We start from the raw sequence: 13,530 nt of genomic DNA, 5'->3' as shown, positions 1-13,530 counted from the left end.
CCTCGCGCAAAATGCCTGTCCGGCCAAACACGTTTGAGTTGCGTTACGGTCCGTTCTGAACTCTACTGATTGTTTTCAGGACGGGAGAATTTTCATGGTCAGTTTGCGCGAACCGGGATTGGGACCGATTGTCGGTCACACCACTGATACGACGGCCAGGATTTGGGTCCGCGCCGCGGACCCCGCGGATGACAGGGCGCAGCTCGACGAGAACAGGCGCACCGTCGGCGTGATCGGGATCGTGGACAACGACAAGATCGATGTCGCCTGGTACTTTCGGCTGAATCGGGAATTTGACCGCACGGGGACCTTCGTCCTCGGCTCGGACGTCCAGCTCGGATACTATGACGCGACCGACCTCGACAGCGTGGAAGAAGTTGCGGTTGCGGTAACCCTCGACAAGAACGTGGCGGCAAAGCCGCTCACGCCGAATACGGCGTACACCGTTCTCGTCGGCGTGCTCACGGTCGACGATCCCACGCCGAACACGTCCCGGACCTCGGATCTGGATCTCATCGCGAGCTTGCCGGACATCAACATCATCAAGAACGATCTGTTGAGGCTCGACAGGTCAAAATGCGAGGCGACGTTTCGCACCTTCCCGCCGTCGGGGCAGATCGCCGACTCTCTCGCCTTCCTGCTCGGATCGTGCCGCTATCCGGGGCTGCTTTGGAAGATCAAGGAGGCCGACCAGATTTTCGGACCGATGTCCCAGCACTTCAAGGACAGTCCGATCGGTCCGGCCGCCTCTTTCACAGTGATGTGCGGCGACCAGATCTATGCCGACATGCTCAATCGCTTCGTTCCGATCCTGCGCGCCGAGCGCTATGACGAATTCCAGGAGCGCTATACGACGGCCTATTCGGCGCAGAACCTGCGCAATCTGCTGCAGCGATCCAGCACCTACATGATCCTCGACGACCATGAGATCGAGGACAACTGGACCCAGGACCGGCTGAAAGGCGATCCCGGCAAGCACATGGTGTTCAACTACGCGGTCACTGCCTACATGAACTACCAATGGAGCCACAGTCCGCGCACATGGGGGCGCCTGCTGTATTACAAGTTCGATTGCGGCGGCTACCCGTTCTTCGTTCTCGACACGCGCACGCAGCGCTACAAGAACAACAGCGACCGCCAGCTGGATCACGGACTCCGCGACAACTACATGCTCGGCTATCCGACCATCGACGAGCATCATCCCGGACAAATGCGCAGGCTGAAAGACTGGCTTTCGCAGATGCAGAGGGAGCGCGCCAACGTCCCGAAATTCATCGTCTCGTCCAGCGTATTCGTTCCGAATGCGATGGACGAACGGATCGGTGACCGCGCGAAGAAAGGTCTCGATGCCCTGCTGTTCGAGGTGAACGGAAACAATCGCGACGACAGCGACAGCTGGCCGGCATTTCCGCAGACGCGAAAGGACCTGCTCGATCACATCGTCGACGAATCCATTCAGAACGTCGTCTTTCTGTCCGGCGACATTCACTGCTCCAATGTCGCCGAAATTACGTTCGAGCGGGATCAGGGCCAGAAGAAGAAGATCCTGCCCCTCAAGGCATTCTCGGTCACGTCATCGGCGTTCTACTGGCCATTTCCGTTCGCCGACGGAGACCCGAACGGGTATGTGCACGATTCCCGGCAGAGCGAGCAATGGGATGCGTTTCCGCTCAAGGATGGCAAGACGCGCATGCACTACAAATCATGGGGCTTTACCCAGGACGACAATTTCGCGCGTCTCGAGATCGACAAGACGAATTCGCAGCTCAAGGTTCGCGTGTTCGACCGCAACGGCAAACCGGTCATGAATACCGATGCCTCTGGCGCGAACGTTCGGCTGGAGACCGACCTGCAGCTGGAGCCTTGGCTTTAGCCGTGAGCAAGCCCCCTTGTGACCGCCGCGCTGCGGGGGCGTCGCTCGACCGGAAGACTCAGCGCTCCGGCGGCGGCTTGCGCGCGCGAGTTGCCTGCTCGAAGGCATACGCCAGCCGCAGCAGCTTGTGCTCGCTCCAGGCGCGCGCCCCTTCCAGCGCCAGCGAGCCCGCCGTGGTCTGCTGCTTGTCGGCGGTGGCGATGTTGTCCTTGAGCAGAATCGGCACGCCGGCCGGCGGCCGCTTCACCGATGGCCTGATGCCGTCGCGCTCGCCCGCGATCGCGCGCGCCTCGGGAATGAGCGCGCGAACCGAATTGAGCGCGGGCCCGTTGCGGTCATGGGCCTCGATACGCGCGAGATAGAGCTCGGTTAGCAGCGTGGCGGTGATCCGTCCGCCGGCCAGGGCGTCGATGATCTCGCTCATCGGCGCTTGCTGCGGCGTCGGCATGGCCGGCGCCTTCGCATCGCCGCGGATCGGCTGGTCCATCGCGTCCTCTCGGTCGGCTTGCTACGAATATGCTACCAATGGTAGCGTTGGGCTTGCTCGCGCGACAAGCCGATGGTCGGTCGTGCGGTGCAGGGTAAGGTTCCAGTCCTTCCAGCGGTTTCAGACAAGCGATCCATGGAGTGCACGATCCGGCCCGCGCGCGAAGACGACGCCGATGGCATCAGTGAGGTCATCGTGCGTGCGCTGCGCGAGACCAATGCCAAGGACTACACGGACGCGATCATTGAAAGGATCGAGCGCAGTTTTGGCCCGGACTCAGTCAGGCAGCTGATCGGGCAACGCACGGTCTTCGTTGCGGCCGTCGGCAGCCGCATCGTTGGAACGGCAGGCCTCGATGGCAGCGTCGTCCGTACCGTCTTCGTGGCACCCGATGCCCAGGCCCGCGGTATCGGCAAGCGGCTGATGGCGGAGGTCGAGCGTGTCGCACGCGAGCGAAACATTCCGGCCTTGACGCTCTCGTCCTCGGTCACCGCGGAGATATTCTATGCCAGGCTCGGGTTCAGGGTGGTGCGCGACAGCTACCATGGTGACGAACGCACGATCGTCATGGAGCGCGAGCTTGATGACACGCCATAGATCCGGTTCGGATCGGCCGCCGTCTTCGAGGGGAAGTGCATGGCACAAGGTGTGACCGCGATGGGGCTCACGGCTGTCGATCTCGGGCTGCGCGGCGCGGTGAGCGGGGTGTTCCTGCTGATCATTATCGTGGCGCTGCTGCGTCGAGCCACCGATCAGCACACGTTGTTGGGCATGGCCATGTCGGCCGGTGGCGTGTTCTACGCCATCACGACCGCGCCATACTTTCCCAAGGCGTTCTGGTGGTGGGTGTTGCCGATCCTGTCGGCGCAACCCGCCGTGTTCTGGCTGTGGGCGCGCGCGGCGTTCGACGACGATTTCGTGCTGAAGCGATGGCACGGCGCGGTCTGGCTTGCCATGGTCGCCTTCGGATTCGCGCTCACACTGGGTTGGGCGAACTGGCCTGCCTTGGCCGGGGCCGGTGGTCGGGTTCTGTCATTGGTCACTCTGGGACTGGCGGTCGCAGCCGCGGTCCAGACCGTCAAGACCTGGCGCGTCGATCTGGTCGCGCAGCGACGCCGGCTGCGGCTGGCGATGCTCGCGATCAATGTCGGGCTCATTGCGGTGGTGGCCGGTGCCGGCTTTGCGGCGATTCCCGTCGTCGTCCCCGGTGGCGCCGGGAGCTTTCCGACCGCGTTCTGCCTGTTCGTGGTGGCCATGCTGGCCGGCGTGGGGACTTTTGGCATGCCGACGGCCGTCACGGCCAACGACGCCACGGCAGCGATTGCGCCAGGTGACATCAGCCCGCAGGCCCGAAGGGCCGATCGTGCCACGACCGGCGGAGTAGCGGTCGATCCCCTCCTGCTCCGGCGGCTCGATCATGTCATGACCGTCGAGCGGGTCTACCGGCAGGAAGGACTTGCAATCGGGGCGCTCGCCGCGCGGTTCGACGTTCCCGAGTATCGGCTCAGGCAGGCGATCAACGAAGGCCTCGGCTATCGCAACTTCAATGCCTTCCTCAATCGTTATCGCATCGAAGATGCCAAGACGGCGCTGTCCGATCCGGCCCAGCGCGAGGTGCCGGTGCTGACCATTGCGATGGATGCCGGCTTCCAGTCGATCGGTCCGTTCAACCGCGCCTTCAAGGCCGAGACGGGCATGACGCCGAGCGAATTTCGGCGCGACGCCCTGGTCCAAACGGCGCCGGGCTCGGCGCGCGACCAGGAAATCGGCCAGTGGCGCCGGGACATCGGTTAGCCGATTTCCGGATTCGGCGAGAAGGCGCGGGCGTGATTGGGCAGGCTGTGAGGCGAGACCTCATCAGCGAGCCTGACCATGCCCCCTCCGATCGCCGTCAATTCTGCGTCCGAACGATTGCACGCCCTCGATGCGGTCCGGGCCTTTGCCTTGCTGCTTGGCATCGTCCTGCACGCGGCGTTGTCGTTCGTACCCGTCTCGCCCCGGTTCTGGTTCATCCAGGACACCCATCCAAGCCTTTACGTGGGCTTCCTGTCCTTCTCCATTCATGTGTTCCGGATGACGACCTTCTTCCTGATGGCGGGCTTCTTTGCCCGGATGAGCTTTCATCGCCGGGGGATTGGGGGCTTCGTCAGGGACCGATTGCAGCGCATTGGGCTGCCGCTGGTGATCTTCTGGCCCATCGTGTTTCCGGTCATGGCGTTGGCCGTGAATTGGGCATCACAGTTTCCGAATGGCGGTCCGACGGCCGGCATGCGCAACTGGCCGGTGCTGCCGAATTTCCCGCTCGCCCATCTTTGGTTTCTCTACGTGCTGCTGGAGCTCTATGCCGCCGCCCTTCTGCTGCGCAGCCTCGTCGTTTGGCTCGACGCGTCAGGCGCTCTGCGAACGGCGCTGGATCGTCTCTTCGCGGGGATCATGCAAGGCCCGTTGGCCCCGCTGGTTCTCGCGATCCCGATCGGCATCGCCTTCAGCCTCGATCCGAGATGGGTTGGCGCGGTCGGCGTGAGGACGCCGGATCAATCGTTCGTCACCAACGTGCAGGCCTGGATCGGCTTCGGCGCGGCTTTCGCCGTCGGCTGGCTGCTGCACCGGCAGATCGACTTGCTGCGGATCCTGGAGCGGCGCTGGCTGTGGAATCTCGTGCTGGCGCTTGGGCTGATCCTGACCAGCTTCGTGCTGTCAGGCGTGATGAGCTCAGCGCCGGGTGCGCCGAAGCCGCCGGTCCGCGCCGAGACGCTCAGGCTCGTCGCCGCCGTGCTGTATGCGCCGGCGATCTGGATTTCGACCTTCGCCTTCATCGGCCTCGCGCTCCGGTTCATGTCCGGCTTCAGCCCGATCAGGCGTTACCTCGCCGATGCCTCCTATTGGATCTATCTGATCCACATGCCGATCGTGATGGCGCTGCAGGTCGCGGTGTCGCAGCTTGCCTGGCCCGGGCCGTTGAAGTTCACGATCATCCTCGTCGCGGCGCTCGTTCCGATGCTGGCGAGCTATCAACTCCTGGTGCGCTTCACCTTCATCGGCGTGTTGCTGAACGGGCGTCGCGCGCCGCCCGAGACGGCGCCCACCGCCGCGGTCACCGGCGCGGCCGTGCCGTGATGCCCGGCTGCCGGCCCGCCCGGTCGTCACGCCGCCGCGCGGCCAAGGTCGAGCAAGGGCCTGCGCTTCGTCGGAAAGCTCAGCGCCACCGCGACGGCCGCGAGCCCGATCGCGAAGGAGCCGACGTGCAGCCATGTGTAGCGCTGGAAATTGTCGAACACGAGCCCGCCGGCCCACGGGCCGAGCGCCATGCCGAGGCTGGCAAAGGCCGAGACCGCGCCGAACACGGTGCCCATGATCCGCGCGCCGAAGAACTCGCGCACCAGCACCGCATAGAGCGGCATCACGCCGCCATAGGCGAGGCCGAACACGACCGAGAGCGCGTAGAATTCGCCGAGCTGCGCCACCGCGAGATAGGTCGCGATGCACATCGCCTGCACGAACAGGCCGCCGACCAGCACGGGCTTTGCGCCGATGCGATCGGCGAGCGTGCCCAGCAGCAGGCGGCCGCCGAGGCCGGAGACGCCGGCGACGCTGTAGACCGTCACCGCCGTGAGCGGGGCGATGCCGCACACCATCGCATAGGACACCATGTGGAAGATCGGGCCGGAATGCGCGGCACAGCAGGCGAAATGCGCCGCGGCGAGCGCGACGAATTGCGGCGTGCGCAACGCCTGCGCCACGGTCAGCTCGGCTTCTGGTGCCGCGTTCGCGGTCGCGGCGCCTGCCGCTGCCGGCGCCGGTCGTACCAGGAAGCAGGCGGGAATCAGCAGCGCCCATGCGGCGATGCCGATCACGAGCATCGCGGTGCGCCAGTCATAGGCCGTGATCAGCCAGCTCGCGGTCGGCGCGATCGTCACCGGCGAGACGCCCATGCCGGCGGAGACCAGTGCGACCGCAAGGCTGCGGTTCTTCTCGATCCAGGCGCTCGCGAGCGCCATCATCGGCGCGTAGAAGCTGCCGGCGGCAATGCCGATCAAGACGCCAAAGCAAAGCTGGAACTGCCACAGGCTCGTCGCCTGGCTCGCGGTGACCAGACCAAGCCCGAGCAGCACGCTTCCCGCGAGCACCACGATGCGCGTGCCGAACCGGTCCGACAGCGTGCCCCACAGGAACGCGGCAAATCCCATGCAGAGGAAATCCAGCGTCGCCGCCGCCGATACCCCGGCGCGCGACCAGCCCATCGCTTCCGAAATCGGCTGCAGGAATACGGCCAGCGACAGCATCGTGCCGAACCCGACGCAGGTCATCAGCGCGCCCGCGGCGACGACGACCCAGCCATAGTCGAAGCGTGATGCCTTGCTCATGCGTTTCCTCTGCGCTTTTGATTTTGTGGTGGTGCGCGGGAGGGATGGTGGCTGATCCGCCGGGCGGGAGCAAGGCGGGTTGCCACCGCAAGCTGACACCGCTCGTCCGCAATGATAGCATAGCTCCCGTTACCGGCGCGCAATGCTGTCTCATGATTGCACGCACACACACGAAGGTGCGAGGAGCAAGTCCAATGAAGTGGGGAGCGCTCGACAGGCCGGGTGGCTGCCGCAGCCTTGCCCTGCCGGTCATTCTTGCCGCCGCAGTTTGGGCTTCCTCAGCGTATGCGCAGGACGTCCGAAGCGCCGGGCCCGGACCGGTGTTTTCGGAGGGCGGCCCCGATGCCGAGCTCTACGGCGCGGCGCAGGGCTATCCGGTCGGCACGCGGGGAGGCGCCCCCCAGCTCGACAAGCTGGTCGGACAGTACACCCATTTCGGCGAGCTCTACCCTTCGCGTGCGGTTGGTCGCGCGGCGACGTCCTGGCAATTCAAGCGCGCGGCGGAGCCATCGATCGCCTACAGCTTCGACAACGAACGGCTGAGCATCGCGGACTACCTCAAGCGCAATCCGGTGACGGGGCTCCTGATCGCCAGGGACGACACCATCCTGTACGAGCACTATCAATATGCGCGGACCGACCACGACCGCTTTCTCTCGCAGTCCATGGCGAAGACGCTGGTCGGCATGCTGGTCGGGATCGCGGTCTCGGAAGGACGGATCAAGTCGATCGACGAGGTCGTCTCGACTTACGTTCCCGCGCTTGCAGGAACGGAATATGGCAACACGTCCATCCGGGCCTTGTTGAACATGTCTTCAGGCGTCGAATTCTCGGAGGTCTATGACGGCCACGATGACATCGCCCGGCTGGGGCGGGCCCTGTTCGTCGACGAGCCCAAGGATCCCGCGACCATCGTCGCGCAATTCAACACGCGCACCGCCCCGGCGGGGACCAGATGGCACTATGCCAGCGTCGAAACCGAGATCCTCGGCCTGGTGCTGCGCGCCGCCACGGGCACGCCGGTCGCCGATTATCTCCACGACCGGATCTGGAGCGCGATCGGTACCGAAGCGGATGCCTCATGGGCGATCGACGGGAGCGGGCAGGAGATCGCCTTTTGCTGCTTCAACGCCACCTTGCGCGACTACGCGCGCCTCGCCCGGTTGCTCGCAAACGACGGCGCCTGGGACGGCCGTCAATTGATCCCCCGGCAGTGGCTGCTCGATGCCACGACGGTCAGACCCGCCGACGGTCATCTCGCGCCGCGCGTGGCCACGCCCTATTTCGGCTATGGCTACCAGGTGTGGCTCCTTCCGGGCGAGCAGCGCAGATTTGCCCTGCTCGGCATCCGCGGTCAGATCATCCTGGTTGATCCAGCCTCGAAGCTCATCATGGTTCACACCGCCGTTCGCCAGAAGCCGTCCGAGCCGGGAAGCCTCAGGGAGCCGCTCGCGCTGTGGTCCGCCGTGCTTCAACAGCTCGGGCAATGATGGTCTGAGGGCGCCTCGATCCCAGATTTTCGCGACGGACATGTCGGCGCTGACCGGATTCGATCGTCCTTGGTTGGACACGTTCGGAAGGAGCGGGGACGGCCCCGCACACCTGAATTGAGGCCGGCGCCTCGACCGCAATAAATGAACTGGAGCAATGTCCATGAGGATCACCGTCGAAACCAGCGTCGCAGCCCCCATCGATCGGGTCTGGCAGGCCTACACGACGCCCGCCGACATCGTGAAGTGGAATGCCGCGTCCGACGACTGGCATACGACCAGGGCGACGGTCGACTTGCGCGAGGGCGGCGCCTTCTCGTCCCGGATGGAAGCCAAGGACGGCAGCATGGGTTTTGACTTCGCCGGCACCTACACGAAGATCGTCGAACACAAGCGGATCGAATATGCGTTCGGCGACCGCAAGGCCGAGGTCGAGTTCGTGCCCGGCTCGAACGGCGTGGTCGTCCGCGTCGTGTTCGATGGCGAAACGACGCACTCCGAAGAGCAGCAGCGTGGTGGCTGGCAGGCGATCCTCGACAGCTTCGCGCGATATGTCGAGACGAAGCAGAAGGCCTGATTGGTCAGGAAGCGGACGCTGAACGATGGCGGCATCACAGAATTTGTGATGCTGCCGCCAACGCGGTGTTTTGCCCGACGGAACAAGCGGGTTTTGCTAGGTCGAAAAAAACGCAATGCCGCCAAGGGGGCGGCTACTGTGCATGGGGTTGTTTTCGCGATTTTTGTTTGTCGACCCCGGAGACCGGGCCGGCCAGTCCCGGATGTCGCCTCAGCTATCCACCTTCAGCGCGGCAATGAAGGCTTCCTGCGGGATGTCGACCTTGCCGAACTGTCGCATCTTCTTCTTGCCTTCCTTCTGCTTCTCCAGAAGTTTGCGCTTACGCGTGATGTCGCCGCCGTAGCATTTCGCGGTGACGTCCTTGCGCAGCGCGCGCACCGTCTCGCGCGCGATCACCTTGCCGCCGATCGCCGCCTGGATCGGGATCTGGAACATGTGCGGCGGGATCAGCTCCTTCATCTTCTCGACCATGGCGCGGCCGCGGCCTTCGGCGCGGGTGCGATGCACCAGCATCGAGAGCGCATCGACCGGCTCGGCATTGACCAGGATCTGCATCTTGACGAGATCGGCCGGCTTGTAGTCGGTGAGATGATAGTCGAACGAGGCGTAGCCCTTGGAGACCGACTTCAGGCGGTCGTAGAAGTCGAACACCACTTCGTTCAGCGGCAGATCGTACTTCACCATCGCGCGGGAGCCGACGTAAGTGAGCTCCTTCTGCGAGCCACGGCGGTCCTGGCAAAGCTTCAGCACGCTGCCGAGATATTCGTCGGGCGTCATGATCGTCGCCTCGATCCAGGGCTCCTGGATCTCCTCGATCTTGACGACGTCGGGCATGTCGACGGGATTGTGGATCTCGAGCTCGGTGCCGTCGGTGAGCTTCATCTTGTAGATGACGCTCGGCGCGGTCGCGATCAGGTTGAGGTCGAACTCGCGCGACAGCCGCTCCTGGATGATCTCGAGGTGCAACAGGCCGAGGAAGCCGCAGCGGAAGCCGAAGCCGAGCGCGGCCGAGGTCTCCATCTCGAACGAGAAGCTGGCGTCGTTGAGGCGCAGCTTGCCCATCGCGGCGCGCAGCGTTTCGAAGTCGTCGGCGTCGACCGGGAACAGGCCGCAGAACACCACGGGGATCGCCGGCTTGAAGCCCGGCAGCATCTCGGTGACGGGCTTCCTGTCGTCCGTGATGGTGTCGCCGACGCGGGTGTCGGCGACTTCCTTGATCGCGGCGGTGATGAAGCCGATCTCGCCGGGGCCGAGTTCCTCGACCTGCTGCATCTTCGGCGTGAAGAAGCCGACGCGCTCGACGTCGTAGGCGGCGCCCGTGCCCATCATGCGCACGCGCTGGCCCTTCTTCATGGTGCCGTCGACGATGCGCACCAGCACGACGACGCCGAGATAGACGTCGTACCAGCTGTCGACCAGCAGCGCCTTCAGCGTCGCGTCGCGATCGCCCTTCGGCGGCGGCAGGCGGGTGACGATGGCCTCCAGCACGTCGGGAATGCCGAGGCCGGTCTTGGCCGAGATCATCACCGCGTCGGACGCATCGATGCCGATGACGTCCTCGATCTGCTGCTTGACCTTCTCGGGCTCGGCCGCGGGCAGGTCGACCTTGTTCAGGACCGGGACGATCTCGTGATTGTTGTCGAGCGCCTGGTAGACGTTGGCGAGCGTCTGCGCCTCGACGCCCTGGCTGGCGTCGACCACCAGCAGGGAACCTTCGCACGCCGCCAGCGACCGCGAGACTTCGTAGGCGAAGTCGACATGGCCGGGCGTGTCCATCAGGTTGAAGACGTAATCCTTGCCGTCCTTGGCGCGGTACTGGAGGCGCACCGTCTGCGCCTTGATGGTGATGCCGCGCTCGCGCTCGATGTCCATGGAATCGAGCACCTGCTCCTTGCCCGCCATCTCACGGTCGGAGAGGCCGCCGGTCATCTGGATCAGGCGGTCGGCCAGCGTCGATTTGCCATGGTCGATATGGGCGACGATGGAGAAATTGCGGATGTTGGAAATGGGGACGGTCGTCATGGGCGCGGGATACCACTCACATCCCCGTGCGGCAACCTTATTGCTGTATTTTCAGGGCCTTTGTTCACGCCAAGCTGATTCCACGATCGCTCAAAACGCGCTAGGCAACGGCCCATGTCCAGGCCCATGTCGACCACCTCGATCCCCACCGTCAGGGCGCGTCCGAAGACCCGCCTGAGCTTTGACCGCTTCCGGGCCTGGCTGGTTGCCTGCGCGGTCCGCCCCGAGGCGCGATTGTGGCTGGTGATCCAGCTCGCCATCCTGCATGCGGTGCTCTGGACCTTCATCCTGATCAATCTGAAGGCGGCGCAGGACGTTCACATGGACGTCGCAGAAGCCTATGGCTGGGGCCAGAAATTCCTCTGGGGCTACGGCAAGCATCCGCCGCTGTCGGGCTGGGTCGCCGGCCTCTGGTTCAAGGCATTCCCGGCGGCGGACTGGGCGACCTATGCGCTGGCGATGGCGACCGTCGGCGTCGGCATGGTGATCTGCTGGCTGGTGGCCTTGCGCGTCGTGGATGCGCGCCGCGCCTTCCTGGTCGTGGTGATGGTCGCGCTCTACCCGATCTTCAATTTTAAGGGCTTCAAGTACAACCCGGATCTGCTGCAGCTCGTCACGCTGCCGCTGCTGGTGCTCGCCTATCTCGATGCGTTCGAGAAGCGGAGCTGGCAGTCAGGCATCTGGCTCGGGCTCGCCGGCGCGCTGGCGCTGATGACCAAATATTGGGTGCTGACGATGATTGGCGCCATCGGCCTTGCCGCGCTGATCCATCCCGAGCGGCTGAAATTCCTCGCCTCGCCGGCGCCATGGGTCGCGATCGCAACGATGGTGGTGGCGATGATCCCGCACATCGTCTGGCTGGCGGAGGCGCATTTCGTGCCGCTGACCTATGCCGGCGACACCTACAGCCTCCAGGACGCGAGCCAGGTGCATCAGCTGGTCGCCGGCTACGCGCTGCATAATATCGGGCTGCTGGCATTGCCGGTGGCGCTGGCCGCGCTGGCGATGGCCCTGGTGCCGCCGTGGATGACGCTGCTCGCGCGCGCGCCCATGCGCATCGTCACGCGCGCCTGGGCACGCGGCGCCAATCCGGGCGTCAATCGCGCGCAGGCGCTGAACGTCTGGATCATCCAGATCATCGTCGCGCTCGGCCCGCCGCTCGGCGCGCTCCTCTTCAGCATCTACATGAAGACCGATTGGGGCATCTCGCTGTTCTTCCTGGTGCCCCTGGCGCTGGTCGCGATCCCCACCTTGCGTGTGCAGGCTGCGAGCCTGTTCAACATCGCCGCGATCTGGCTCGTGCTCAGCGTCGCGACGCTGGTCGCCTCGCCCTGGATCGCCGCGCGCGAGATGGCGGCCAATGCCGGCAACACCGCGACCTATGGCGCGCGCTCGGATCTGGCGCGCGAGTTGACCCAGGCCTGGCACGCGCGCTTCGCCTCGCGCTGGGCGGTCGTCGCGGGGACGATGGAGACGATCCAGCCGATGGTGTTCTACAGCCCCGATCATCCGAGCCCGTTCACGCCGAACGAGGCCTGGGCCTCCGGCTTGACCTCGCTCGACGACGTCAAGCGATACGGCTTCATCGGCGTGGTCGATGCGACCGACGAGCGCCTGCCGAAATTCGAGAAATGGGTGTCCGAAACCGCGCCGAACGCCGAACGCATGGTGATGACCACGCGCCGCTTCACCCACGGCAAGGCCGGCCCGTCGATGACGTGGAACGTCTACATCGCGCCGCCGGGGAAGCAGTGAAGGTACCGCAGCTGCCGTAGGGTGGGCAAAGGCGCGAAGCGCCGTGCCCACCATCTGTCGCTGATCGCACGCAAATCGTGGGCACGCTTCGCTTTGCCCACCCTACGGCACCGCGCGTGCGGCTCAGATCCCTTCCTCGTTGAACTTGCTTTCAACGAGCTCGGTGATCGCAGCTAACGCGGCTTCGGCATCGGTGCCGGCGGCGGCGACGGTGATGGTCGTGCCCGGTCCTGCGGCCAGCATCATCAGGCCCATGATCGAGGTGCCGCCGACGGTCTCGCCGCCGCGCGTGACCCAGACCTGCGCGTCGAAGCGCTCGACCGCCTGGACGAATTTCGCGGAGGCGCGGGCGTGCAGGCCGCGCTTGTTGATGATCAGGAGATCCTTGGAGATCGCGCCCGCGGGCACGCCTGTCCCCGCTTGTGGCGCCTCGTCGCTCATTTGCCGGCGAGCACGCGGCTGGCGATGGTGACGTATTTGCGGCCGGCTTCCTGCGCCATCGCGATCGCATCGGGCAGCGGACGCTCCTCGCGCACCTTGGCGAGCTTCACCAGCATGGGCAGGTTGATGCCTGCGAGCACTTCGACCTTGGGCCGGCTCATGCAGGATATTGCGAGGTTCGACGGCGTGCCGCCGAACATGTCGGTGAGGATCGCAACGCCGTCGCCGGAATCGACGCGGTTAACCGCCTCGATGATGTCGCTTCGGCAGAGATCGGAATCATCTTCGGCACCGATCGTGATCGCTTCGATTTGCTTTTGTGGGCCCATGACATGTTCAAGCGCCGCCTTGAATTCGTCGGCAAGGCGCCCGTGGGTCACAAGTACTAGACCAATCATCGGAAAACTCCTCGCGGGCGCTTTTGGTGCACCGCACGAACGCGCCACTTTGACCATCCAGAGCCCCCGCGCAAGAGGGGATGTTGCGTATCTCCCTGAAACTAGACGGATGGATGAGGGGAG

Annotated in this window: 12 protein-coding genes; 7 read left to right on the top strand and 5 right to left on the bottom strand. The window is 64.7% G+C overall.

Annotation, left to right across the window (positions count from 1 at the left end):
• Positions 1 to 94 precede the first annotated feature (94 nt).
• On the top strand, positions 95 to 1,873 hold the full coding sequence (locus Q0743_RS19405; RefSeq protein ID WP_298243105.1) for an alkaline phosphatase D family protein: 1,779 nt from the start codon (positions 95 to 97) through the stop codon (positions 1,871 to 1,873).
• Positions 1,874 to 1,931: 58 nt separating this feature from the next.
• Here Q0743_RS19405 and Q0743_RS19400 read toward each other — a convergent pair whose 3' ends face one another.
• Entirely contained in the window at positions 1,932 to 2,360 is a 429-nt protein-coding gene (locus tag Q0743_RS19400) for an amidase family protein (RefSeq protein ID WP_298243104.1), read from the bottom strand.
• A gap of 135 nt (positions 2,361 to 2,495) precedes the next feature.
• On the opposite strand from Q0743_RS19400, the gene Q0743_RS19395 reads away from it, so the two are divergent.
• The 3 genes from Q0743_RS19395 (at position 2,496) to Q0743_RS19385 (ending at position 5,477) form a co-directional block, all read left to right on the top strand.
• Entirely contained in the window at positions 2,496 to 2,957 is a 462-nt protein-coding gene (locus Q0743_RS19395) for a GNAT family N-acetyltransferase (RefSeq protein ID WP_298243103.1), read from the top strand.
• Positions 2,958 to 2,996: 39 nt separating this feature from the next.
• Positions 2,997 to 4,154: a helix-turn-helix domain-containing protein gene (locus Q0743_RS19390; protein ID WP_298243102.1), complete on the top strand. Its 1,158-nt coding sequence runs from the start codon at positions 2,997 to 2,999 to the stop codon at positions 4,152 to 4,154.
• Between the two features lie 78 nt (positions 4,155 to 4,232).
• A complete protein-coding gene (locus Q0743_RS19385) occupies positions 4,233 to 5,477 on the top strand; it encodes an acyltransferase family protein (protein WP_298243101.1) in 1,245 nt (414 codons plus the stop codon).
• Positions 5,478 to 5,503: 26 nt separating this feature from the next.
• Here Q0743_RS19385 and Q0743_RS19380 read toward each other — a convergent pair whose 3' ends face one another.
• A complete protein-coding gene (locus Q0743_RS19380; RefSeq protein WP_298243100.1) occupies positions 5,504 to 6,724 on the bottom strand; it encodes an MFS transporter in 1,221 nt (406 codons plus the stop codon).
• Between the two features lie 194 nt (positions 6,725 to 6,918).
• Here Q0743_RS19380 and Q0743_RS19375 point away from each other — a divergent pair, with 194 nt between their 5' ends.
• Positions 6,919 to 8,214 (top strand): serine hydrolase, encoded by a 1,296-nt coding sequence (locus Q0743_RS19375; protein WP_298243099.1) that lies wholly within the window; start codon positions 6,919 to 6,921, stop codon positions 8,212 to 8,214.
• A gap of 163 nt (positions 8,215 to 8,377) precedes the next feature.
• On the top strand, positions 8,378 to 8,791 hold the full coding sequence (locus Q0743_RS19370; RefSeq protein ID WP_298243098.1) for an SRPBCC family protein: 414 nt from the start codon (positions 8,378 to 8,380) through the stop codon (positions 8,789 to 8,791).
• A 210-nt stretch (positions 8,792 to 9,001) separates the two neighbouring features.
• On the opposite strand, the gene lepA is transcribed toward Q0743_RS19370, so the two are convergent.
• Positions 9,002 to 10,813, bottom strand: a complete 1,812-nt coding sequence (gene lepA, locus Q0743_RS19365; protein ID WP_298243097.1) for a translation elongation factor 4 — start codon at positions 10,811 to 10,813, stop codon at positions 9,002 to 9,004.
• Positions 10,814 to 10,939: 126 nt separating this feature from the next.
• On the opposite strand from lepA, the gene Q0743_RS19360 reads away from it, so the two are divergent.
• Positions 10,940 to 12,568, top strand: a complete 1,629-nt coding sequence (locus tag Q0743_RS19360; RefSeq protein WP_298243128.1) for a glycosyltransferase family 39 protein — start codon at positions 10,940 to 10,942, stop codon at positions 12,566 to 12,568.
• A 123-nt stretch (positions 12,569 to 12,691) separates the two neighbouring features.
• On the opposite strand, the gene Q0743_RS19355 is transcribed toward Q0743_RS19360, so the two are convergent.
• Both Q0743_RS19355 and Q0743_RS19350 read right to left on the bottom strand, forming a co-directional pair.
• Positions 12,692 to 13,009, bottom strand: a complete 318-nt coding sequence (locus Q0743_RS19355) for an HPr family phosphocarrier protein (protein WP_018316388.1) — start codon at positions 13,007 to 13,009, stop codon at positions 12,692 to 12,694.
• On the bottom strand, positions 13,006 to 13,407 hold the full coding sequence (locus Q0743_RS19350; RefSeq protein ID WP_007597752.1) for a PTS sugar transporter subunit IIA: 402 nt from the start codon (positions 13,405 to 13,407) through the stop codon (positions 13,006 to 13,008). Before Q0743_RS19350 ends, Q0743_RS19355 begins: the two co-directional genes overlap by 4 nt.
• Positions 13,408 to 13,530 lie beyond the last annotated feature (123 nt).

This window comes from uncultured Bradyrhizobium sp., assembly GCF_936943645.1.
Classification (GTDB): domain Bacteria; phylum Pseudomonadota; class Alphaproteobacteria; order Rhizobiales; family Xanthobacteraceae; genus Bradyrhizobium.
The sequence above is the reverse complement of the archived record's forward strand: the minus strand, read 5'-3'. Positions and strand labels throughout refer to the sequence as shown.